Below are 20,400 nucleotides of genomic sequence, written 5' to 3'. Positions count from 1 at the left end.
GGCGCCTCTCGATGTCCAGAGAGCCATATTATCGACCTGATGAGGTAGTCCAGGAAATATAGTGTTTTAGGTTGACAGATCGAACCGTTGTCAAGGAACCACATGCGACCCGAATGCCGTGCGCAGGCCCCGGACGCGGATCACGGGGTCCCCGCTCACAGCCCGACCTGCGCGAAAAAGATGGAAAAGGCCGCGTCCGCGATGATCACCGCAAAGATCGCGCTGACCACCGCGGAGGAGGTCATCCGCCCCAATGATTCCGCGTCCTTGCCGACCTGCATGCCCGCGTGACAGCCGATCACCCCGATGATCAGCGCGAAGACCGGCGCCTTGAGCAGCCCGACGATGGCATGGGTCACGCTGATATCGGCCAGCCGCGCCAGGAACACGGCGGGCGATATCCCCAGCTCGACCCAGGACATCACCGCGCCCCCGATCAGCCCCGACAGCGCCGAGATCAGCCCCAGGATGGGCAGCATCACCACCAGCGCCAGCACGCGCGGCAGGATCAGCACCATGTCAGGGTCCAGCCCCAGGGTGCGCATCGCGTCGATTTCCTGGCGCATCTTCATCGACCCGATCGACGCCGTCAGCGCCGATGCCGTGCGCCCCGCCACCACGATGGCGGTCAGCAGGATGCCCAGTTCGCGCAGGATGGAAATGGCGATCAGGTCCACGACAAAGACCTCGGCCCCGAACTGGCGCAGCTGGTCGGACCCCTGATAGGCCAGCACCACCCCGATCAGAAAGGACATCACCGCGACGATGGGCACGGCGCGCAGGCCGGTCTGCTGCGCGTGATGGACCAGCGACGTCATCGGAAAACGCCCTGGCCTGCGGAGGCCGCGGGCCAGGGCGGCCAGCACGCGGCCCAGATATTCGGCCAGCTGCGCCAGATAGCGCAGCGCGCCCACCACCCGCGCGCCGGTCGCGACCAGCAGCCGCCGCAAGCGGGGGTCAGGCGCAGGGTCGGCCTTGCGCGTGGGCAGGGCGTCGGCCACGGTGTCCAGCAACCCCGCATGGCCCGCGGACAGCCCGACCAGATCGGCCCCCGCCGCGCGGCGCGCCACCAGATCCCAGGCCCCCGCCGTGTCCAGCCGCGACAGGCCGGACAGGTCGATCCGCGACGATGGGGGAACCGGGGCCAGCGCGCCAAGCGTCCACACGACCAGATCGCCGGACAGCATCACGCCGTTGTCGGACGGGGTGACGGAAAGGCCGGAAAGGGACGCATCGCCGGTGGTCATGGCCGCTTGCACTCGCTTTCGTTCAGCCGTCAGTGCGCGTGCGGGGCCGAAAAGTCAATTCAAACCGCATGGTTCGCGCAAACCGCATCGCGTCATGCAAAAGGCCCGCGACGATGTCGCGGGCCTGATGGTCGTCCCTGCGCGGGATCACTCCTGCGGCATGGCCTCGACCGAGATGATCACCTCGACCTCGTCCGACACGGCGGGGGCGAACATGCCCAGGCCATAGTCGCTGCGCACCAGGGTCGTGGTGGCGTTGAAGCCCAGCCACGGCTTGTTTTCCATCGGGTGGGTGCCCTGCTGGTTCAGCGTGGTGTCCAGCACGACCGACTGCGTGACGCCGTTCAGCGTCAGGTCGCCGGTGATCAGCGCGGTGGTGTCGCCGGTGACCTCGATGCCCGTGGACACGAAGGTGACCTCGGGGGCGGCGGCCTCCGAGCCGAAGAAGTCGCCCGACAGGAAATGCTCGTCACGGCCAGCAAAGCCGGTCATCAGCGAGGCGACGGGGAACGTGGCCTCGACCGAGGAGGCGGCAGGGTCCTCGGCGTCGAAGGTGATCACGCCGGTGATGTCGCCGAACATCCCGTAGGTGGTCGAAAAGCCCAGGTGGTCATAGTTGAACACGATCTGGCTGTGCGAGGTGTCCAGGTCATAGGCCACCGGCTCGGCCAGGGCGGCACCGGCGACAAGGGTCAGGGCGGCGGTCAGGGCGGTCGTTTTCAGCATCGAAATCTCCGTTCGTTATGGGGGCACCATCCTTGCAAAGGGGGGTGCGGGGCAACTAGCGATGCGCGAACAGGCCCTGTCAGCCTGCGCACATCTGCGTGGGGTCGTCAGCGCCGGGCGGTCAGGGCCACGGTCAGATCCACCTGGAACCCCACCGTCGATTCATCGGCATAGCCCGCCCCCACCTGCCAATCGCGGCGATCCATGACCGCCTGACCCTGCATCTGGGCCAGCCCGTCGGTGATGGTCAGGGCAAAGGGCAGCGTGACGGGCATCTGCTGGCCGCGCAGGCTGAGCGGGCCTTCGGCGACATAGCCGTCGCCCTCGGGGCGGATGATGCCCTCGAAAACGGCGGTGGGGTGGGCTGTGACGTCGAAAAATTCGGCGCCCTTGGCCTGGTCGGTGACGGTGCCGATGGTCACGCTGTCCATGTTGATGGTCACGGTCACCGCCCCTACCCCGCTGTCCGGGTCAAAGGTGATCGCCGCCGTCCAGTCGGAAAACTGCCCGGTAACGGTCGACCCCATCTGGCGCACGGCGAACCCCAGCGTCCCGTCCTGGACCTGCCAGTCCGAGGCCGCCTGTTCCAGCGCAGCACCAGGGGCCGCGTCCATGGGCCGGGTGGCCAGCGCATAGGCCGCCCCCGCCCCGAACACCGCCAGCGCAACCAGCGCGGGCATCAGGTGCCGCGCCACGATGCCATCGCCCGCGGGCAGGCCCCGCGTCATGCGGCCCAGGACGCCGTCACGGTCGATCACGGCGTGCTTAACCGCGCCCGCCACATGCAGGACCACCGACCCGATCAGCAGAAAGGCAAAGACGTGATGCACCTGCGCCATGGTCATCGCCAGCGCGGGCGATTTCGGCACCAGCGGCAGCCCCTGCCCCAGCGGCCACAGGATCGGGGCATAGCCCTCGGACGCGGCATGTTCGATCCAGCCGGTCACCGGGACCAGCACCATCGCGCCATAGAGGGTCCAGTGCACCGCCTCGGCCAGCAGCGTCTCAAGGCGGCGTTCGGGATGGACGGGGGCGGGGCGGGTCTGGGTCAGCGCCCAGCCGATCCGCGCCAGCGCCACGACCAGCGCCGCGATGCCCAGCGTCTTGTGCAGGGAAAAGACCTGCACCTTGAGCGCCATCTGGTCCAGCGGGATGCGTTCGGCCCACAGACCCAGGGCGATGTTGGACAGGATGATCAGGGCGGTCAGCCAATGCAGGCTGCGGGCGACGCTGCCATAGCTGCGGGCGGTGTTGTGGCGCATGGGGGACCCTTGGTTCGGTTTCCCCAGCCATAGCGCAGATCGCGCGGCGGGGGCACTGTCCCCGCCGCACATCGGTTGTGCGGGCCGTCACAGGTCGACGACGCGCCCTTCGGTCATGGCGGTCTGGGCGGCCAGTCCCATGCGCACGGCCCAGATGCCGTCCAGGACCGTCACCTCGGGCGCCGCGCGCTGGCCGCGCACCAGTTCCAGGAACCGCTGATGCTGATAGAAGGTCGAGCCGTTGTGGTCGCCTGCCTCCAGCAGGGTCGAATCGACCGGGATCTCATGGACCTGCGGCCCCTTGGGGTCGCGCGGCGACACGACCACCTGCGCCACCGGCGGCGCGCCCAGATGCTCGGGCCAGAACCGGGTCGGGCCGGGGACAAAGGCCTCGATCTTGCCCAGGGGGCCCACGGCGCTGATCTCCTCCTGCCAGCGGGCGCCTTCGGCGAACATGCACAGCTCCAGCATGGCGCGGGTGCCGTTGGCGAACTCCACCGCGACATAGCCGTGATCAAAGATGTCGGGCACCCGGTCGTCATGGGATTCGTCCAGATGGTTCACGGCCTGCCCGCCGGTGGCCATGATGCGCACCGGGTCCGACACAATCGCCAGCCGCATCAGGTCAAAGAAATGGCAGCATTTCTCGACGAAGGTGCCGCCCGTCTGGTCGTTGAAGCGGTTCCAGTTGCCGACCTTGGACAGGAACGGAAAGCGGTGCTCTCGGATCGAGAACATACGGATGCCGCCGGTGGCCGCTTGGGCCATCTCCAGCAGGCGCGCGACGGGCGGCATATAGCGGTATTCCATCGCCACCCAGACCGGCGCGGGGTAATCGGCGGCCAGCGCCTGGACCGCGGCCAGATCACGCGGATCGGTGAACAGCGGCTTTTCCACCAGCACCGGCAGGGGGCGGCGGGCGGCGGCGGCCTGCAGCTGCTCGACATGGCGGTGATTCGGGCTGGCGATCAGCAGACAGTCCAGGTCGGGCTGGGCCAGCAGCGCGTCGATGCTGTCCACGAATTGCGCATCGGGGACCAGGGCTGCGGTGCGGGCGCGCATCGCGGCATCGGGTTCAAAGATCGCGCCGACCGCGGTGCCGGGCAGCAGGGCGATGTTGCGCAGGTGTTCCTGACCCATCATCCCGCAGCCGATCACGCCATAGGTGATGGTGCGGCTGCGCAGGGGGGGCGGTTGCAGGGTCATCGAGCTCTCCTCAGATAAGGCGCTGGACGTACAGCGCCCGGTCGGTGTCGTACCAGGTGCGGGAATATTCGACCGCCTGCGCCCCCTGCGCCCAAGACAGGCGCTGGATAAAGGCGGCGGTCGCGCCGGGGGGCGGGGCGAATTCGGGGGGCGCCCAGTTGGGGACGGTGCCCAGGCCCACGCGATCCTCGGCCCGGGTGATCCACAGCTTCAGCGCGCGTTTATAGGTCAGATACAGCGAATCCTGGACCATCGCGGACGGGATCTCTCCGGCGCCCGCGTCCAGCCAGATCTCCTCGACCGCGATGGGCGTGTCGTCCAGAAACCGCAGCCGGCGGAACCGCGTCCCGTGATCCGAACTGCCATAGGCGGGCTGATCCGCGTCCTTGGGCAGCAGATCGACCGACAGCAGCCGCGCGCGGGGCAGGCCGCCGCCGCCCTGCGCATGCTCCAGCCGGAACATGGAATAGACCGCCCGCGTGGGCGCGCCCGCACGGATGTAATTCCCCGAACCCTGCCGCCGCTCCAGCAGGCCCTGGACCTCCAGCTCGGCCAGGGCCTTGCGCAGGGTGCGCACGGTGGTCGCATGGGCCTCGGCCATCTGGCGTTCTGGGGGCAGCTTCTGGCCGTCGATCAGGCGACCGGCGGCGATGTCGCGGATCATCATCTCGGTGATCTGCAGGTGGATCGGAAGCGCGTCCGACCGATGTTGCCCCCCCTGCGCCAAAAGATGCCCCCTAAATTGATGCACCATTGATTTACATCAAGGACAGGGCTAAGCAAAGGGAAATCGGACGTCATCCCGGGAGGAAACCATGACCGTCGTTCCCGTCACCTCAGCCGATCTGGACGCCGTCGAGGTCGCCTGGTTCTCGGCGCTGTGCTCCGACGATTACCGCCATCTGGGCGTGCCGGACGGGTCGCTGCGATCGAGCTGGGCGCATTGTTCGGACATCGTGCGCACGGCGGAACAGCAGGGATTCGGCAATATCCTGTGCCCGTCCAGCTATCAGGTCGGCCAGGACACGCTGTCCTTCGTCGCGGGCTGCGCGCCGATCACCGACCGCATCAACCTGCTGGCCGCCGTCCGCTGCGGAGAGATGCAGCCGATCATGCTGGCCCGAACCATCGCCACACTGGATCACATGCTGGAGGGCCGCCTGACGGTCAACATCATCTCCAGCGACTTTCCCGGCCAGCAGGAGCCCAGCCCCTTCCGCTATCAGCGGTCGCGCGAGGTGGTCGAGATCCTGAAACAGGCCTGGACACAGGACGAAATCAACTATCAGGGTCAGGTCTATGATTTCAGCGGCCTGACCACCGATCCGGTGCGCCCCTATCAGTCGGGTGGCCCGATGCTGTATTTCGGCGGCTATTCCCCCGATGCGCTGGACCTGTGCGGCCAGCATTGCGATGTCTATCTGATGTGGCCCGAAAAGACCGAGGACATCGCCGACCGGATGCGCGCCGCCCATGCCGCCGCCCAGAAATACGGCCGCACGCTGGATTACGGGTTCCGCGCCCATGTCATCGTCCGCGACACCGAGGCCGAGGCGCGCGAATACGCCCGCGATCTGGTCAGCCAGCTGGATGACGAACAGGGCCGCGCGATCCGCGAACGCGCGCTGGATGCGGGATCGCTCGGCGTCAGCCGCCAGGCCCGCAACCGCGAGCTGGCCGATCTGGAGGGCTATATCGAGCCGAACCTCTGGACCGGCGTGGGCCGGGCGCGGTCGGGCTGCGGCGCGGCCATCGTCGGATCGACCGACCAGGTCCTGACCAAGCTGGAAGAGCTGCGCCGCATGGGCATCCGCGCCTTCATCCTGTCGGGCTATCCCCACAAGGACGAGGCGTGCCACTTCGGCAGCCGCGTCCTGCCGCAGATGACCACCTGCCAGTTGAACCGTGTTCAGGGCCGCGTGCCCGACACCACCCCCGCAACGCCCCTGGGCACAGGCGAAAGGCGCTGAGATGAACCGTGTGACGCTGAACAACGACGTATCGCTGTCGCGGCTGGTCTATGGCATGTGGCGGATCGGCGACGACGCCGATACCAGCCCCGCCCATGTCCAGGCCAAGATCGAGGCCTGCCTGGACCAGGGCATCACCACGATGGACCAGGCCGACATCTATGGCGCCTATACCGCCGAAGGCATCATGGGCGCCGCCCTGCGCGCCAGCCCCGGCCTGCGCGACCGGATCGAGATCGTCACGAAATGCGACATCATCGCACCGATCGGCAAATACGCCGACACCGCCTGCAAGCATTACGACACGTCCGGGGACCACATCCGCGCGTCGGTGGACAACTCGCTGCGCGACATGGGCACCGACCGGATCGACCTGCTGCTGATCCACCGCCCCGATCCGCTGATGGACCCCGATGACACGGGCGCGGCGCTGGACGCGCTGGTCGCGTCGGGCAAGGTCCGCGCGGTGGGCGTGTCGAATTTCCGCCCTTGGGACGTCGAACTGCTGCAGGCGTCGATGCAGACCAAACTGGCCACCAACCAGATCGAGATCTCGCTGGCGGCGCCCGCGTCCTTCACCAATGGCGATCTGGCCTTCCATCAGCGCCGCCGCGACCCGGTCATGGCCTGGTCGCCCTTGGGCGGCGGCAGCCTGATGACCGGCCACGGCCCGGTGGCGGCCGAACTGGACGCCCTGGCCGCCGAATTCGGCGTGGACCGGGCGGCGGTGGCGGTTGCGTTCCTGTTGCGTCACCCGGCGACCATCATGCCGGTCCTGGGCACCAATTCGCTTGCGCGGATCGCGCGGATCGCGGATGCCGGAACGGTCGGGCTGGACCGCGTGCAGTGGTTCCGCCTTTACCAAGCAGCCCTTGGGCAAGAGGTGCCATGACGCGTCCGATCCCGCACAGTTTCGTCCCCGATGCGCAGAACGGGCGGCTGCTGCGCGACGCCTTTGGCCGCTTTGCCACCGGCGTCACCGTGGTCACCGCAGCCAGCGATGATGGCGGCGCGGCGATGACGGCAAACAGCTTTTCGTCGATCTCGATGGACCCGCCGCTGGTGATGTGGGCGCCCGCTCGCGCCAGTTCCCGGTTTCCGATGTTCGCAAAGGCCGCGCATTTCGCGGTCCATGTGCTGGCCGCCGACCAGGCCGACCTGGCCTGGACCGTGGCGCGCAACCGCAACGCCCTGGACGAGGCCGGGCTGACCGCGAACCCCGAAGGCGTGCCGGTCCTGGACCGCTGCCTGGCGCGGTTCGATTGCGGCCTGTTCGCCATGCACGAGGCGGGCGATCACATGATCGTCGTCGGGCGCGTCCTGCGCGCTCAGATCACCGAAGGCGAACCGCTGGCCTTCTTCGGCGGCCAGATCGCGGGAATCGCGCGCGGCTGAGGGCACGACACAAGGCGCGGCCCATCCGGGGGAGGATTGGCCGCGCCCTAGAATTGGGGGGAGGAACCATCCGATGAGCCTGCTGAGGGGCCTGATCCGGCCGCTGTCCTGGATCAACGAACGCCTGCTGCGCGCGGGCCGCGCGGTGGGGATTCTGGCCATCGGGGTGATGGTCGCGGTCACCATCGCGCAGGTCATCGCGCGCTACGGCCTGAACAGCGCGCTGGCCTGGCCGGACGAGGCCGCGCGGTTCTGCATGCTGTGGATGACCGGGCTGATGGCGCCGACCGCGTTCCGGCGCGGCGGGTTCGTGGCCATCGACTTTGTCCCGACGCTGCTGCCGGCGACGCTGGCGCGGCTGCTGAACCTGATGCTGCTGTCGGTGTCGCTGCTGGTGATGATCGTCGCCGTCCAGATCGGCTGGCGCGAGGTCGTGGGCCTGGGCGGGCGGTTCGCCAGTGCGTCGCTGTTCATCCCCACCTCCTGGGGTCTGGACAGCTGGTACCGGGTGCCGCGGTCCTGGATGATGGCGTCGATCCCCACCGGGCTGGTCCTGCTGATCGCGGTGAATGTCGAACTGATCCTGCGCACTGTGGCCGATCTGGCGGGAACGCGCGACCTGCCCCCGATCGAGGGGCTGGACCCTGCCCTGAGGGGGGCCGAATGATGCTGATCTGGTTCCTGCCGCTGTTTCTTGTGTTCCTGCTGATCGGCCTGCCGGTGGTCTTCGGCATGCTGGCCGCCCCCGGCATCCTGTTATGGCTGAACGGGCAGGAGCGTGACCTGACGCTGCTGTACCGCAACCTCTATAACGGCATCGACAGCTTTCCGCTGATGGCGATCCCCTTCTTCATGCTGGCGGGCGAATTGATGAACCGGGGCGGCATCACGCTGCGCCTGGTGGAATTCGCGCAGGCGTTGATGGGGCATTTCCGCGGCGGGCTGGCGCATGTGAACATCCTGTCATCGATGCTGTTCGCGGGCCTGTCGGGGTCGGCGGTGGCCGATACCTCGGCGCTCGGCTCGATGCTGATCCCGGCGATGGAAAAGCAGGGCTATACCCGCCGCTTTGCCGCCGCGATCACCGCGGCCAGTTCGGTCATCGGGCCGATCATCCCCCCCTCGGGGATCATGATCATCTATGCCTATGTGATGGGCGAAAGCGTCGCGGCGCTGTTCCTGGCGGGAATCGTGCCGGGCATCCTGGTGGGCGTCGGCCTGATGATCGCGGTCAAGGTCATGGCCGACCGCTATGACTTTCCCATCGCCGCCCCGCGCCAAAGCTGGGGTCAGCGCGGCCAGGCCAGCCTCAAGGCCTTCTTTCCGCTGATGACCCCGGTCATCATCCTGGGCGGCATCCTGGGCGGCGTCTTCACGCCGACCGAGGCCGCCGCCGTCGCCGCCGTCTATGCGCTGATCATCAGCCTGTTCGTGCTGCGCACCATGAGCATTTCGGAGCTGCCCGACGTGCTGGGCCGCGCGGCGCTGACCTCGGCGGTGGTGCTGCTGCTGGTGGGGGCCGCGATGTCGTTCAAGACCGTCGTGTCCCTGTCACAGACCCCGCAGATGATGGCGGACTGGATCCTGACCCTGACGGCGAACCCGCTCTTGCTGCTCTTGCTGATCAACCTGCTGCTGTTCGTCGTGGGCATGTTCCTGGATGCAGGCCCCGCGATCATCATCCTGGCCCCGATCCTGGGGCCGGTCTTTACCGGCATGGGCGTGGACAGCGTGCATTTCGCCATCATCATGTGCGTGAACCTGACCGTGGGCCTAGCCACGCCACCGATGGGGCTGGTGCTGTTCGTGGCCGCCGCGGTCTCGGGCGAAAAGGTCATGACCATCGCCCGCGCCATCCTGCCGTTCTTGGCGGTCGAGGTTCTGGTGATCTTCCTGATCACCTATTTCCCCGCCATTTCCATGACGATCCCGCGCCTGACGGGTTTCGCGAACTGACCACCAAGGGAGGACTGACAATGCTGAAGACCACTCTGGCCCTGACCGCCGCACTGGCGCTGGCCACCCCGGCAATGGCGCAGGAATACACCCTGCGCGCCGTCGCCAATTCGAACGAGAACGACGAGGATTTCGACGGCCTGCAGGTCTTCAAGTCCCACGTCGAGGCCGCCTCGAACGGCGCCATCGCGGTCGAGATCTTCATGGGCACGCAGCTGTGCTCGAACGGGACGGAATGCCTGCAGGGCGTGGCCGACGGCTCGATCGACGTCTATATCTCGACGCTGGACGGGGCGGCGGGGCTGTTCCCGTATTTCCAGGTGCTGGACCTGCCCTATATCATGGCCGATGACCGGGTGGCCGAACGCGTCCTGTCGGGCGATTTCATGCGCGACCTGCGCGACCGCGCCCTGGCCGACAGCGGCGACACGCTGCGCCTGATGACCATCGGCAATACCGGCGGCTGGCGCAATTTCGCCAACACGCAGCGCCGCGTGCAGACCCCCGCCGACCTGCAGGGCCTCAAGCTGCGCACCGTGGTGGCCGACCTGCCGCAGGAGCTTGCCCGCGCGATGGGCGCATCGCCCACCCCGATCCCGTGGCCCGAGCTGTTCACCTCGCTGCAGACCAATGTGGTCGAAGGCACCGCGAACGGCATCACCGACATCATGTCGATGCGCTTCCCCGAGGCGGGCCTGCGCCATCTGACGCTGGACGGGCATGCCTATATGGGCGCCTATTGGTGGATGTCGAACGACAGCTTTACAGCCATGCCAGAGGATATGCGCCGCATCGTCGTCGACGGGTTCTATCAGCTGCAGCAGGCGACCTTTGCCTCGCCCAAGCGCAAGTCCATCGCGGCCTATGAAGAATTCGCGGCCGCCGGCGGCGAGGTCTATGTCCCCACCCCCGAGGAAAAGGCCGCCTTCACCGAGGCCGCCGCCCCGGTCTATGACTGGTTCACCGCCAGCGTGGATGGCGGCGACGAGATCCTGGCCCAGTTCCGCGAGGCCGTGGCCCAGGCCGAGACCGAGCTGGCCGCCGAACGCGACCGCGACATCCGCTGACACCGGCGGCGGGGGCCGCGGCCCCCACCCCATCCCCACCCCTTCGCGGGCGTGACGTCCGGCCCTGCCTGATCGCGGGCCTCATCCCCGGAACCCTACCCCATGCCGATCCGCCTTCCGTCCCTGCCCGACCGCATCCGCGTTCTGGCACCCGGCCTCATGCTGGCCGTCACCGTCGCCATGGCGGCGCAGTTCCTGTCCACGCATTACGGCGCGCCGGTGATGCTGATGGCGATCCTGCTGGGCATGCCGCTGCATTTCCTGGCCGAGGACGGTCGCGCCGGTCCCGGCATCGACTTTGCCGCGCGCGGGCTGCTGCGCGCCGGGGTGGCGCTGCTGGGTCTGCGGGTGTCTCTGGACATGGTCGCGGCCATCGGCTGGCCCTTCGTCGCGCTGATCGCGGCGTCCATCGCAGCGGTGATCCTGGGCTCGGTCGCGCTGGCACGGCGTGTGGGACAGGACCGCGCCTTCGCGATGCTGACCGGCGGATCGGTCGCCATCTGCGGCGCATCGGCGGCCATGGCGATATCGTCCGTGCTGCCGCAGCGAGAGCGGTCCGAGCGTGACCTGTCCTTCACCGTCATCACCGTGACCGCCCTGTCGACGGTGGCGATGATCCTCTATCCGATGCTGACCGCCGGGCTGGGGTTGGATGCGCATCAGACCGGGCTATTTCTGGGCGGCACCATCCATGACGTGGCCCAGGTCGTGGGTGCAGGCTATTCCGTGTCGGAAGGCACAGGCGACATCGCCACCGTGGTCAAGCTGATCCGCGTCACCCTGCTGGCGCCCGTGGTGCTGATCGCGGCGCTGGTTCTGCGCCGGACCAGCCCTGCGACGGGCGCGCGCCCGCCCCTGCTGCCGGGATTCGTGCTGGCCTTTCTGGTGCTGGCGGCGGCGAATTCCGCGCATCTGGTCCCCGCCACGGTGGTGGACGGTGCCTCGGTCCTGTCACGCGCGCTGCTGGTCGCGGCGGTCGCGGCGGTCGGCATGAAGACCGCGCTGGCCCGTCTGGCCCAGGTCGGCCCGGCGGCCATCGTCATGCTGCTGGTGCAGACGGCGGCGCTTGCGGCGCTGATCGGGGTGCCGCTGGTCGTGGGGCTGGTCTGAGCCACAAAAAAGGCCGGGCACATGGCCCGGCCTTGATCAATCTGCGGGGCCGCGATCAGCCCTCGTTGCCATCCGTCTCGGCGCCGCCATCGGCGTCGATGCCGGTCTCGCCCTCGGTGGGGGTCGGCAGGACGGCGTCGGACGGGATCGTCTCGAACACCGGATCGCTCTCATCGCCTTCGACCGATGCGGTCGGGGTATCCAGCGGAACTTGGTTCTGACCGCTGAAGTTGGTCGAATCCGGCGCCTCGCTGGTGGGCTCATCGCCATCGGTGGACGTGGCCGGGTCGACCGTGGCACCAGCTGCCGGTGCGACCGGCGCGGGTGAAGTGGTCACAGGCTCGACGCCATCGACCAGAACCAGCGTGCCGTCGGTGTCGCTGAAGATCATCTCGGTCGGCAGGCCGCCGCGCTCGCCGGTCACGATCAGTGTGCCATCGGCGCGCGTCACGACGACGTTCTCGTAGCCCTGGGCAGACAGGCTGTCGATGACCTCCTGATCCGTCTCGACGCTGGTCAGCACCGGGAATTCGACGGCGTCCATGGTGGTCATCTCGGCAGGGGCCTCGGTCGTGGCCGTCTGCGCAAAGGACGCGGTCGCCATCAGGGTGGCCAGAATGGCGGCCTTGCCGCCCAGTTTCACGGCTGCGATCGGATTGCTCGTCATGACGTCTCTCCTGAATTGCATATACGGCAAATGCCGCTGTCTGGATGGTCAACGGGCCACGGGCGGGTCGGTTCAATCACGTTGCCATCACCGCCGCGTGACCCGGCGGCCGTCCGGGCGGCACCCTCAACGGAACGTGTCTGCGGATCGCGGCATGCGCTGGAACCTGCCGGTGGGCGGGGGTGCGAAACGCGGCGTTCCGGCGGTGCGCCGCCGGTCAAGGGGGCGATGCACTGCAAGGGCGGGCCATTTCGGCATGCAGGGCCTAGGTCCGGTTCGACGCCACGCGGACAAGGCGTGGGCGCAAAGATGCAAAAGGAGATGACATGACCCGCACACTGGCAATCGCCCTGGCCCTGGGCCTGGCCCCCGCCGCGGTCCTGGCACAGGAAGCAGCCCCCGACGCCCCGGGGGCCACCGCACCCGATCCCGCCGCCACCTATGAGGCTGCGCGCAATCAGCTAGGCATCCTGCAATACTGCAACGATCAGGGCTACAGCGGCTCCGAGGCCGTCGAGGCGCAGGCCCAGCTGGTCGCGCTGCTGCCCGAGGGCGACCCCGCCGCAGGCGAGACCGCCGAGCTGAAAGGCGCCGAGGGCACCGTGGCCCTGGGCGACACCGAGCTGACCCTGGCCGAGGCGGTCGAGGCGCGCGGCAGCACGGTCGAGGCCACCTGCCAGCAGATCGAGGCCGCGGTCAACGAGATCGCCCCCTCGCTGCCCGCGGGCTGAGGCTGCGCAGGCCGGACCGGGGCGACAGGATCGCCCCGGTTCTCAGTCGTCCTGGGCGGCGGCGACCACCTGGGCCGTGGCGACACGGGCGGCGGCACCGTCCTCGGCCTCGGCCCCGGCCTCGACCAGTTCGCGGGCCTCTTCCTCATCCTCGTCCGTCAGGGCCGGAGGCTCGTCTCCCGCCAGAAAGTTGCCGAACTTTTCCCAACCCGGAATGTGATCGGCCAGCACGCGCAGCACGACCAGCACCGGCACCGCAATGATCATGCCGATCACCGACCACAGCCAGGCCCACAGCGCGACGCCCAGGAACACGACGACCGTGTTCATCTGCAACCGGCGCGACACGAAATAGGGCGTGATGATCTGCCCCTCCAGCGAGGTCAGACCCAGATAGGTCAGCGCGACCATCGCCGGCCAGAACAGCCCCGGCATCACCACCAGCGCCACGATGGCCGAGATGACCACCCCCGTGATCGCCCCCAGATAGGGGATGAAGTTCAGAACGAATGCCCCGATCCCGAACAGCAGCGCGCCGGGCATGCCCCAGGCCCACATCGCCAGACCGATGGCCAGACCCAGTCCCGCATTGATGATCGCGATGGCACCCAGATAGTTGCCCAGGGAATCCTCGATCTGCCGCAGGGCCAGATAGGCGCCGCGCTTGTCGCGCATCCGGTCAAAGCTCTGCACGATCTTGAGATACATCAGATCGCCCGACGCGATCAGGAAGAACAGCAGGATCAGCGTGAACATGACCTGCGCCACCAGCAGGGGCGCCATCGTCATGACCATGCCCAGGGTGGTCTCTCCGTCCTGTTCCACGCGGATGGCGGGGCGGGGGTCGTCACCCGAGCCGCCGCCTTGGGCCTCGTCGATCTGGCGCGCGGCGTCGCGCAGGTCCGACAGGCTTTCGCGGACATTATCGAATTTCTGCTCCAGCTGGGCGCTGATGACCGGCATGTTCGTCATCGCCCGGCTGAGGGGACCGCTGGCGGCATAGGCGATGACCCCCACCACCAGCAGGATCGACAGGGTGATCCCCGCGGCGGTCGCCGCATCGGGAATGCCGCGCCGCTGCGCCAGTCGCCTGAGCGGCGTGAAGACGAAGAACAGCAGCATGGCCATGGTCACGGGCATCAGGAAATCGCGCCCCGCCGCGACAGCCGAAAAGCCCAGGATCAGGAAGATGCCGATGACCGCCCAATTGGCCAGCACCGGGACCTTGCTGTCCGAACGCTGCGAGAAACGCGGAAAAGACTGCCCCTCAGGACTCTGCATGTGGATATCCCCCGATGACGGCGCCGCGTTCCCCAACGCATCGGGCGCCCATGTGCTGCGCAAACGCAAACGGCGGCCCGGATGTTCCGGGCCGCCGTCCAAGCACGCCGATCAGGGCGCGCGGGTCACAGCGCGTGGTCGCCCTCGGCATCGATGACGCGGGTCGGCAGACCCATCTGGCCCAGCAGTTCCAGGAAGGGACGGGCGGGCAGATCCTCGACATTGGCCATCTTCTTGGCGTCCCAGGGACCGCGCGCGATCAGGATCGCGGCGGCGACCGGCGGCACGCCCGCAGTATAGCTGATGCCCTGGCTGCCGACCTCCTCGAACGCTTCCTTGTGGTCGGCGACGTTGTAGATGAACACCTCGGCCTCTTTGCCGTCGCGGGTGCCGCGCACCAGATCGCCGATGCAGGTCTTGCCCTCGTAATCGGGGGCCAGGCTGGCCGGGTCGGGCAGCACGGCCTTGACCACCTTCAGCGGCACGACATCGGTGCCATCGGCCAGCGTCACCGGCTGTTCGGACAGCAGGCCCAGCTTCTGCAGGACGGTGAAGACGTTGATGTAATGCTCGCCAAAGCCCATCCAGAACCGCACGTCGGCATCCGGATAGCGGGCGGCCAGGCTGTGGACCTCATCATGGCCGGACAGATAGGCGGTGCGCTTGCCCACCACGGGCAGGTCCCATTCTCGGCCGACCTCGAACATGCGGTTCTCTTGCCAGGCGCCCTTTTGCCAGGAATAGACCGTACCGGTGAATTCGCGGAAATTGATCTCGGGGTCGAAATTCGTGGCGAACCAGCGGCCGTGCGATCCGGCGTTGATGTCCACGATGTCAATGCTGTCGACCCGGTCGAAATACTCATCCTCGGCCAGGCGCGCATAGGCGTTCACGACGCCGGGGTCAAAGCCCGCACCCAGGATGGCGGTGATGCCCGCGGCGGCCACGTCCTCGCGGCGCTTCCACTCGTAATTGCCGTACCAGGGCGGCGTCTCGCAGACCTTGGAGGGGTCCTCGTGGATGGCCGTGTCGATATAGGCGGCGCCCGCGCGGATGCAGCCCTCAAGGACGGTCATGTTGATGAAGGCCGTGCCCACGTTGATGACGATGCCCGCCTCGACCTTGCGGATCAGCGCCTCGACCGCGTCCGCGTCCATCGCGTCCAGCGCGTGGCTGGCGAAGGGCATGTCGTGGCCCTTGTCGCGCAAGGACTGGATGATGTCATCGGCCTTGGACTGGGTCCGGTTCGCGATATGCAGGTCGCCGAATTCGGCCGCCCATTGCGCGACCTTGTGGGCGGTGACCTGCGCCACGCCGCCCGCACCGATGATGAGCACGTTCTTCTTCGCCAATTCTGTCTCCTTCAGGTGGCAGAGGATGGGTGGCCCTTACGACAGGCTGCCTTTGAATTCGTCATAGCCGAAGCTGCGGACGGTGCGGATCGTCCCGTCCTCGTCGCGGATCGCGATCGAGGGCATGGCGACGCCGTTGAACCAGTTCTTCTTGACCATGGTATAGCCCGCCGCATCCTGGATGCTGACCCGGTCGCCGATCTGCAGGGGCCGGTCAAAGCCCGCCTCTCCGAAGATGTCGCCGGCCAGGCAGGTCTTGCCCGCGATCTGATAGCGGTGGTCGCCTTCCTGCGGCAGGCGGGCGTCCTGGCGATAGATCAGCAGGTCCAGCATATGCGCCTCGGTCGAGCTGTCCACGATCGCCACGGGCTTGCCGGTGTCGATGATGTCCAGGACGCTGACCTCCAGCGTGGTGGTGTTGGTGATGCTGGCCTCTCCGGGTTCCAGATAGGCCTGCACGCCGAACCGGTCCTGGAAGGCCTTCAGGCGGTCGGCCAGGCGGTCCAGCGGATAGCCCTCGCCGGTGAAATGGATGCCGCCACCCAGGGACACCCAGTCCAGCCGGTGCAGGATCGCGCCGAACTCGTCCTCGATGCGGGTCAGCTGACGGTCGAACAGGTCGAAATCGCCGTTCTCGCAATTGTAATGGATCATCACGCCGCTGATGCGGTCCAGCGCGGATTCCAGACGCTCGACCTGCCCCTCACCCAGACGCGAGAAGGGCCGCGCCGGGTCGGCCAGATCGAACCCGCTGGTGGAAAAGCGCGGGTTCAGCCGCAGGCCGGTGGCGATGCCCGCCGCCTTGGCGCCAAAGCGGTCCAGCTGCGACAGGCTGTTGAAGATGATCTTGTCGGCATAGGACACGGCCTCGTCGATCTCGTGATCGGCCCAGGCCACGGAATAGGCATGGGTCTCTTTGCCGAAGGTCTCATGCCCCAGTCGCAGCTCATAGAGCGACGACGACGTGGTGCCGTCCATGTAATCGCGCATCAGGTCGAACACCGACCAGGTGGCAAAGCATTTCAACGCCAACAGCGCCTTGGCCCCCGACGCCTCGCGCAGATGGGCGACCTTTTCCATGTTCGCGCGCAGACGGGCCATGTCGATCAGATAATGCGGCGTCTGCAGCGTCATGGGAAACCTTCTTTCGGACAGCGGGAGGGGGGCGGCGCGAAGCCGCGATATAGACACGCCCCCCGCTTTTCGCAAGGAACCATGACAGCCCGGTGACGCGCGATCAGGCCCCGCGCGTCTCGACGGCAAAGCGGCGCAGCTCGCGCTTGACCAGCTCCAGTTCGGCGCGCAGGGTCGCGATCTCGGTGGTCAGGTCGTCGTCCAGCGGGCGCCCCGCCAACACCGGCAGACGCGCCAGCAGGTGGCCCTCGGGGCGGCTGTCCTGACCCTCGGCCCCGTCATCGGCCTTCAGCAGCAAGGTCTGCAACCCGTCCGACAGAACCTCGGGTGGCAGGTCGACCTCGACCAGCCAGGCGGCATCGCCATCGGCGGTCAGGCGGGCTTGGGCCAGCACCTCGGCATGCTGGACCAGCACGACGCGGGCGGGGGCATGGTCCATGCCGGTCAGGCGACCGCGCCACGTCCCGCCCTTCAGCCCGTAATTGTCGAAATGCGGCATGGCGGTCTCCTCAGATCTGGGCGCGGGGGTGGCGGGACAGGATCACGTCGCGCAACACGACCGCGTTCATGAAGGGCGCCTCGAAGATCAGGTCCAGCCAGACCTTGTCCACGGTCCGGGACGACAGCTGGGAATAGCCCAGGTCGAATTCGACGATGCGGTCACAATGGCGGCCCTGAATCGGGTCGCCCATCTTGCGCAGCAGGTTTTCCGTGTTGGGACCCTGCTGGACGTTCAGCCGGGCATAGACGGTGATGGGGCGTTCGGCCTGCAGCGTCGCGTCCAACCGGACGATGTGATGCCCGCCCAGATCGGCCAGCGCATCGGGCGGCAGCGTCAGCGAGAATGACAGGAAGCTGCCGGCAAAGCCCATGACCTCCAGCGCCAGCCCGTATTCCGACAGGTCGGTGGCGCGGCGGTTGCGCAGCTGGCGCAGGATCAGCGCGCGCTCGGGGCAGTCGTGGAACAGCGCGATCTCCTCGGACAGCCACTTGCCGTCGGGGGGTGCGATCAGCGCCGGGTCGGGATGGCGCGCGCGCAGCACCTGCGGACGCCAGCGCCAGTCGGTGCCGGCGGGCAGCTCGATCCGCGACAGGGAATCGCGGCCACCCATCGCGCGGGCATCGGCGGCCTGCAACAGCCGCGACAGGACCTGGTGCAGGGCGCGCGCCTCGTCCCGCAGGTCCTGGCGGACGGGGCCGGTACCGCGCAGCGTCGTGGCCATCAGGCGCTGCCACTGTCGTGTGACGCGGGCGCGAAGGCGGCGCGACAGCCACCCCTGCTCAAGCCGGGACATGGATGCGCCCCTCGACCCGGACCGGGGCAGGCCTGCCGTGACGCGGACTCATCCCGAAGGTCGTCGTGGAAAAGCGACGATTCGTCATACGGCCAAACCTGTTACAACACCGGTCCGGGGATAAACCGGGACGCCGCACGGAACAACCCTGTCGCCGCGCAACTGGTTACGCGACCAGCGCGTTCAGCCGCGCCGCACAGTCGATATCGGCCCGGGTCAGCCCGCCCGCGTCATGGGTGGTAAACGTCACCGCGCAATAGCCCCAGCCAAAGGCGATGTCGGGGTGATGGTCATGGCGGTTGCCCAGCCAGGCGGCCAGGTTCGCCATCTCGACCGCGCGGGCAAAGCCCTTGAAGTCAAAGCGGCGGGTGATGGCGCGCCCCTCCTGCGTCAGGGACCAGCCCGCCAGCCCCTCCAGCGCGCGGGTAGTGTCGTCGGTGTCCAGCGGGGTGCGTTCGATCATGGGGCCTCTCCGGTATGCTGGCCCCCATCATCACAGCAACGGAGAGGCCAGCGCCAGCAGATTGTTGCGCAGCCGCCGCCACGCGCTCCAGGCGCGGACCTCCTCCAGGGTGACGGGCCGGGCGCGGTCGGCATAGCTGGCCTGGCGGTCATCCAGCACCCGCACGAAATCGGGGTCGAACACCGCCATGTTCACCTCATAGTTCAGCTCAAAGCTGCGGCGGTCCAGGTTCGCGCTGCCGATCATGGCCATGCGCCCGTCCACGGTCAGGATCTTGGAATGCAGCAGCCCGTCCTGGAACAGCATCAGCCGCACCCCCGCGGCCAGCAGCCCGTAATAGAACCCCTGGCTGGTCGCGGCCACGATCAGGCTGTCATTCCTGGCGGGCAGGATCATCGTGACCTGCACGCCGCGCCGCGCCGCCGCCTGGATCGCCGCATCCAGCGCCGCGTCTGGCACGTAATAGGGCGTGGTGATGACCACCCGGTCGCGCGCCGCATGCAGCATCGCCGACAGACAGTCCGACACGCTGCCCGCGCGCAGGTCCGGGCCTGTGGCCACCACCTGCGTGGCCATGCCCGGATCGGCCACCGGATCGACCGGTTGCAGCATCGGCCCCAGATCGCGCCCGGTATAGCTCATCCAGTCGCCCAGAAAGACCGCCTGCAGCTGGCGCACGGCGGGCCCTTCGATGCGGACCAGGATGTCGACCCAGGGGCCAAAGCGCGCCTTGACCGCAAAGGCCATGTCCGCGCAGTTGCGGCTGCCGGTAAAGGCCACGGCATTGTCGATCACCAGGATCTTGCGGTGATTGCGCAGGTCCAGCCGCTGGAACAGGATGCTGATGAAGGGCAGGCCCCAGGGAAAGGCCGTCACGCATTCCACGCCCGCCTGCGCCATCCGGTCCCACAGCGGCGACCGCACCAGCCCGCGCGAGCCCAGTGCGTCGACGATCACCCGGCATTGCACGCCGCGCGCCTCGGCCCGGCACAGGGCATCGGCGATCTTGGTGCCGCTGGCATCGGCCAGCCAGATGTAGAACAGCACGTGGACGTGATCGCGGGCCGCGTCGATGGCCTCGACCAGCCGGTCGATGGCGCCGTCGCCCTCCTCCAGCAGGTCCAGGCGGTTGCCGTCCACCGCCTGCATGCCGCCCACGGCCGCATTGGCCGCAATAACCGGGCCCGCCGGGTCGTCGGGATGGGTGCGGACGGCGGGCACCTCGGTCTTCAGCCCGGTCAGGCGGTCACGCACGTCGGCCATGCGCTGCACCTCCGCCTGGTTCATGCGGATCTCGCCGAACAGCAGATAGGCGGCGATGCCCACCAGCGGCACGGCCTCGATCACCATGATCCAGACCAGCCGGACCGACGGCTCGACCCGCGGACGCAGCAGCACGCGGGCGATGATCACCAGCGACACGGTCGTATGCGTCAGAAAGAACAGCGTCGCCCACATGGCGCGCATCATCCGCCGCGCCCCCGGCAATTGCAATTCCCCGCGTCGCGGCCTATCTGGAGGCCTGAAACAGCCAAGGC

The 20,400-nt window shown here is 67.8% G+C and carries 21 protein-coding genes; 8 read left to right on the top strand and 13 right to left on the bottom strand.

Going from position 1 to position 20,400, the window contains the following annotated elements:
* Positions 1–155: 155 nt before the first annotated feature.
* The 5 genes from ABS73_RS04760 to ABS73_RS04740 all read right to left on the bottom strand — a co-directional run bounded on the left by ABS73_RS04760 (position 156) and on the right by ABS73_RS04740 (position 5,195).
* Positions 156–1,247, bottom strand: a complete 1,092-nt coding sequence (locus ABS73_RS04760) for an MlaE family ABC transporter permease (protein ID WP_277021409.1) — start codon at positions 1,245–1,247, stop codon at positions 156–158.
* A gap of 147 nt (positions 1,248–1,394) precedes the next feature.
* Positions 1,395–1,973, bottom strand: coding sequence for a YceI family protein (locus ABS73_RS04755; protein ID WP_277021406.1), 579 nt, complete (start codon positions 1,971–1,973; stop codon positions 1,395–1,397).
* A gap of 107 nt (positions 1,974–2,080) precedes the next feature.
* Positions 2,081–3,235, bottom strand: coding sequence for a cytochrome b/b6 domain-containing protein (locus ABS73_RS04750; protein WP_277021404.1), 1,155 nt, complete (start codon positions 3,233–3,235; stop codon positions 2,081–2,083).
* Between the two features lie 87 nt (positions 3,236–3,322).
* Positions 3,323–4,441 (bottom strand): Gfo/Idh/MocA family protein, encoded by a 1,119-nt coding sequence (locus ABS73_RS04745; protein WP_277021401.1) that lies wholly within the window; start codon positions 4,439–4,441, stop codon positions 3,323–3,325.
* Positions 4,442–4,451: 10 nt separating this feature from the next.
* Positions 4,452–5,195 carry a GntR family transcriptional regulator gene (locus ABS73_RS04740; RefSeq protein ID WP_277021399.1) on the bottom strand — a complete coding sequence of 248 codons (744 nt, stop codon included), beginning with the start codon at positions 5,193–5,195 and terminating at the stop codon, positions 4,452–4,454.
* Between the two features lie 61 nt (positions 5,196–5,256).
* Here ABS73_RS04740 and ABS73_RS04735 point away from each other — a divergent pair, with 61 nt between their 5' ends.
* The 7 genes from ABS73_RS04735 to ABS73_RS04705 all read left to right on the top strand — a co-directional run bounded on the left by ABS73_RS04735 (position 5,257) and on the right by ABS73_RS04705 (position 11,939).
* Positions 5,257–6,411, top strand: coding sequence for an LLM class flavin-dependent oxidoreductase (locus tag ABS73_RS04735; protein ID WP_277021396.1), 1,155 nt, complete (start codon positions 5,257–5,259; stop codon positions 6,409–6,411).
* Between the two features lies 1 nt (position 6,412).
* Positions 6,413–7,303 (top strand): aldo/keto reductase, encoded by an 891-nt coding sequence (locus tag ABS73_RS04730; protein WP_277021394.1) that lies wholly within the window; start codon positions 6,413–6,415, stop codon positions 7,301–7,303.
* Positions 7,300–7,806, top strand: a complete 507-nt coding sequence (locus ABS73_RS04725; protein WP_277021391.1) for a flavin reductase family protein — start codon at positions 7,300–7,302, stop codon at positions 7,804–7,806. The genes ABS73_RS04730 and ABS73_RS04725 overlap by 4 nt, the downstream gene beginning before the upstream one ends.
* A gap of 73 nt (positions 7,807–7,879) precedes the next feature.
* The gene (locus ABS73_RS04720) at positions 7,880–8,473 is read left to right on the top strand and encodes a TRAP transporter small permease (protein WP_277021388.1); all 594 of its coding nucleotides are present in this window, start codon (positions 7,880–7,882) and stop codon (positions 8,471–8,473) included.
* Positions 8,473–9,762, top strand: a complete 1,290-nt coding sequence (locus tag ABS73_RS04715) for a TRAP transporter large permease (protein ID WP_277021418.1) — start codon at positions 8,473–8,475, stop codon at positions 9,760–9,762. The genes ABS73_RS04720 and ABS73_RS04715 overlap by 1 nt, the downstream gene beginning before the upstream one ends.
* Positions 9,763–9,782: 20 nt before the next feature.
* Positions 9,783–10,829: a TRAP transporter substrate-binding protein gene (locus ABS73_RS04710; RefSeq protein WP_277021386.1), complete on the top strand. Its 1,047-nt coding sequence runs from the start codon at positions 9,783–9,785 to the stop codon at positions 10,827–10,829.
* A 102-nt stretch (positions 10,830–10,931) separates the two neighbouring features.
* Entirely contained in the window at positions 10,932–11,939 is a 1,008-nt protein-coding gene (locus ABS73_RS04705) for a YeiH family protein (protein WP_277021383.1), read from the top strand.
* 55 nt (positions 11,940–11,994) lie between these two features.
* Here the strand turns inward: ABS73_RS04705 and ABS73_RS04700 are convergent, their stop codons facing one another.
* On the bottom strand, positions 11,995–12,606 hold the full coding sequence (locus ABS73_RS04700; protein ID WP_277021381.1) for a hypothetical protein: 612 nt from the start codon (positions 12,604–12,606) through the stop codon (positions 11,995–11,997).
* A gap of 326 nt (positions 12,607–12,932) precedes the next feature.
* Here ABS73_RS04700 and ABS73_RS04695 point away from each other — a divergent pair, with 326 nt between their 5' ends.
* Entirely contained in the window at positions 12,933–13,337 is a 405-nt protein-coding gene (locus tag ABS73_RS04695) for a pore-forming ESAT-6 family protein (RefSeq protein WP_277021378.1), read from the top strand.
* Positions 13,338–13,379: 42 nt separating this feature from the next.
* On the opposite strand, the gene ABS73_RS04690 is transcribed toward ABS73_RS04695, so the two are convergent.
* The 7 genes from ABS73_RS04690 to cls all read right to left on the bottom strand — a co-directional run bounded on the left by ABS73_RS04690 (position 13,380) and on the right by cls (position 20,329).
* Positions 13,380–14,618: an AI-2E family transporter gene (locus ABS73_RS04690; RefSeq protein ID WP_277021375.1), complete on the bottom strand. Its 1,239-nt coding sequence runs from the start codon at positions 14,616–14,618 to the stop codon at positions 13,380–13,382.
* Between the two features lie 125 nt (positions 14,619–14,743).
* Complete coding sequence (locus ABS73_RS04685) at positions 14,744–15,970, bottom strand: saccharopine dehydrogenase family protein (protein ID WP_277021372.1); 1,227 nt, start codon at positions 15,968–15,970, stop codon at positions 14,744–14,746.
* Between the two features lie 36 nt (positions 15,971–16,006).
* A complete protein-coding gene (gene nspC, locus ABS73_RS04680) occupies positions 16,007–17,104 on the bottom strand; it encodes a carboxynorspermidine decarboxylase (RefSeq protein WP_277021369.1) in 1,098 nt (365 codons plus the stop codon).
* Between the two features lie 103 nt (positions 17,105–17,207).
* Entirely contained in the window at positions 17,208–17,603 is a 396-nt protein-coding gene (locus ABS73_RS04675) for a hypothetical protein (RefSeq protein ID WP_277021366.1), read from the bottom strand.
* 10 nt (positions 17,604–17,613) lie between these two features.
* Entirely contained in the window at positions 17,614–18,399 is a 786-nt protein-coding gene (locus ABS73_RS04670; protein ID WP_277021364.1) for a DUF6478 family protein, read from the bottom strand.
* Between the two features lie 166 nt (positions 18,400–18,565).
* Positions 18,566–18,862: a 4a-hydroxytetrahydrobiopterin dehydratase gene (locus ABS73_RS04665; RefSeq protein WP_277021361.1), complete on the bottom strand. Its 297-nt coding sequence runs from the start codon at positions 18,860–18,862 to the stop codon at positions 18,566–18,568.
* A gap of 30 nt (positions 18,863–18,892) precedes the next feature.
* Positions 18,893–20,329 (bottom strand): cardiolipin synthase, encoded by a 1,437-nt coding sequence (gene cls, locus ABS73_RS04660; RefSeq protein WP_277021359.1) that lies wholly within the window; start codon positions 20,327–20,329, stop codon positions 18,893–18,895.
* Positions 20,330–20,400: the final 71 nt, after the last annotated feature.

The sequence above is a fragment of the Paracoccus sp. SCN 68-21 genome, assembly GCF_001724535.1.
Classification (GTDB): Bacteria; Pseudomonadota; Alphaproteobacteria; order Rhodobacterales; family Rhodobacteraceae; genus Paracoccus; species Paracoccus hibiscisoli.
Note: the sequence above shows the minus strand (reverse complement) of the source record. Positions and strands in the feature narration are given on the sequence as shown.

Bases quoted from the DNA above. Each gene is read 5' to 3' on its own strand.
- ABS73_RS04760 (WP_277021409.1), bottom strand. From the start codon at position 1,247: ATGACCACCGGCGATGCGTCCCTTTCCGGCCTTTCCGTCACCCCGTCC.
- ABS73_RS04755 (WP_277021406.1), bottom strand. From the start codon at position 1,973: ATGCTGAAAACGACCGCCCTGACCGCCGCCCTGACCCTTGTCGCCGGT.
- ABS73_RS04750 (WP_277021404.1), bottom strand. From the start codon at position 3,235: ATGCGCCACAACACCGCCCGCAGCTATGGCAGCGTCGCCCGCAGCCTG.
- ABS73_RS04745 (WP_277021401.1), bottom strand. From the start codon at position 4,441: ATGACCCTGCAACCGCCCCCCCTGCGCAGCCGCACCATCACCTATGGC.
- ABS73_RS04740 (WP_277021399.1), bottom strand. From the start codon at position 5,195: ATGGTGCATCAATTTAGGGGGCATCTTTTGGCGCAGGGGGGGCAACAT.
- ABS73_RS04735 (WP_277021396.1), top strand. From the start codon at position 5,257: ATGACCGTCGTTCCCGTCACCTCAGCCGATCTGGACGCCGTCGAGGTC.
- ABS73_RS04730 (WP_277021394.1), top strand. From the start codon at position 6,413: ATGAACCGTGTGACGCTGAACAACGACGTATCGCTGTCGCGGCTGGTC.
- ABS73_RS04725 (WP_277021391.1), top strand. From the start codon at position 7,300: ATGACGCGTCCGATCCCGCACAGTTTCGTCCCCGATGCGCAGAACGGG.
- ABS73_RS04720 (WP_277021388.1), top strand. From the start codon at position 7,880: ATGAGCCTGCTGAGGGGCCTGATCCGGCCGCTGTCCTGGATCAACGAA.
- ABS73_RS04715 (WP_277021418.1), top strand. From the start codon at position 8,473: ATGCTGATCTGGTTCCTGCCGCTGTTTCTTGTGTTCCTGCTGATCGGC.
- ABS73_RS04710 (WP_277021386.1), top strand. From the start codon at position 9,783: ATGCTGAAGACCACTCTGGCCCTGACCGCCGCACTGGCGCTGGCCACC.
- ABS73_RS04705 (WP_277021383.1), top strand. From the start codon at position 10,932: ATGCCGATCCGCCTTCCGTCCCTGCCCGACCGCATCCGCGTTCTGGCA.
- ABS73_RS04700 (WP_277021381.1), bottom strand. From the start codon at position 12,606: ATGACGAGCAATCCGATCGCAGCCGTGAAACTGGGCGGCAAGGCCGCC.
- ABS73_RS04695 (WP_277021378.1), top strand. From the start codon at position 12,933: ATGACCCGCACACTGGCAATCGCCCTGGCCCTGGGCCTGGCCCCCGCC.
- ABS73_RS04690 (WP_277021375.1), bottom strand. From the start codon at position 14,618: ATGCAGAGTCCTGAGGGGCAGTCTTTTCCGCGTTTCTCGCAGCGTTCG.
- nspC (WP_277021369.1), bottom strand. From the start codon at position 17,104: ATGACGCTGCAGACGCCGCATTATCTGATCGACATGGCCCGTCTGCGC.
- ABS73_RS04675 (WP_277021366.1), bottom strand. From the start codon at position 17,603: ATGCCGCATTTCGACAATTACGGGCTGAAGGGCGGGACGTGGCGCGGT.
- ABS73_RS04670 (WP_277021364.1), bottom strand. From the start codon at position 18,399: ATGTCCCGGCTTGAGCAGGGGTGGCTGTCGCGCCGCCTTCGCGCCCGC.
- ABS73_RS04665 (WP_277021361.1), bottom strand. From the start codon at position 18,862: ATGATCGAACGCACCCCGCTGGACACCGACGACACTACCCGCGCGCTG.
- cls (WP_277021359.1), bottom strand. From the start codon at position 20,329: ATGCGCGCCATGTGGGCGACGCTGTTCTTTCTGACGCATACGACCGTG.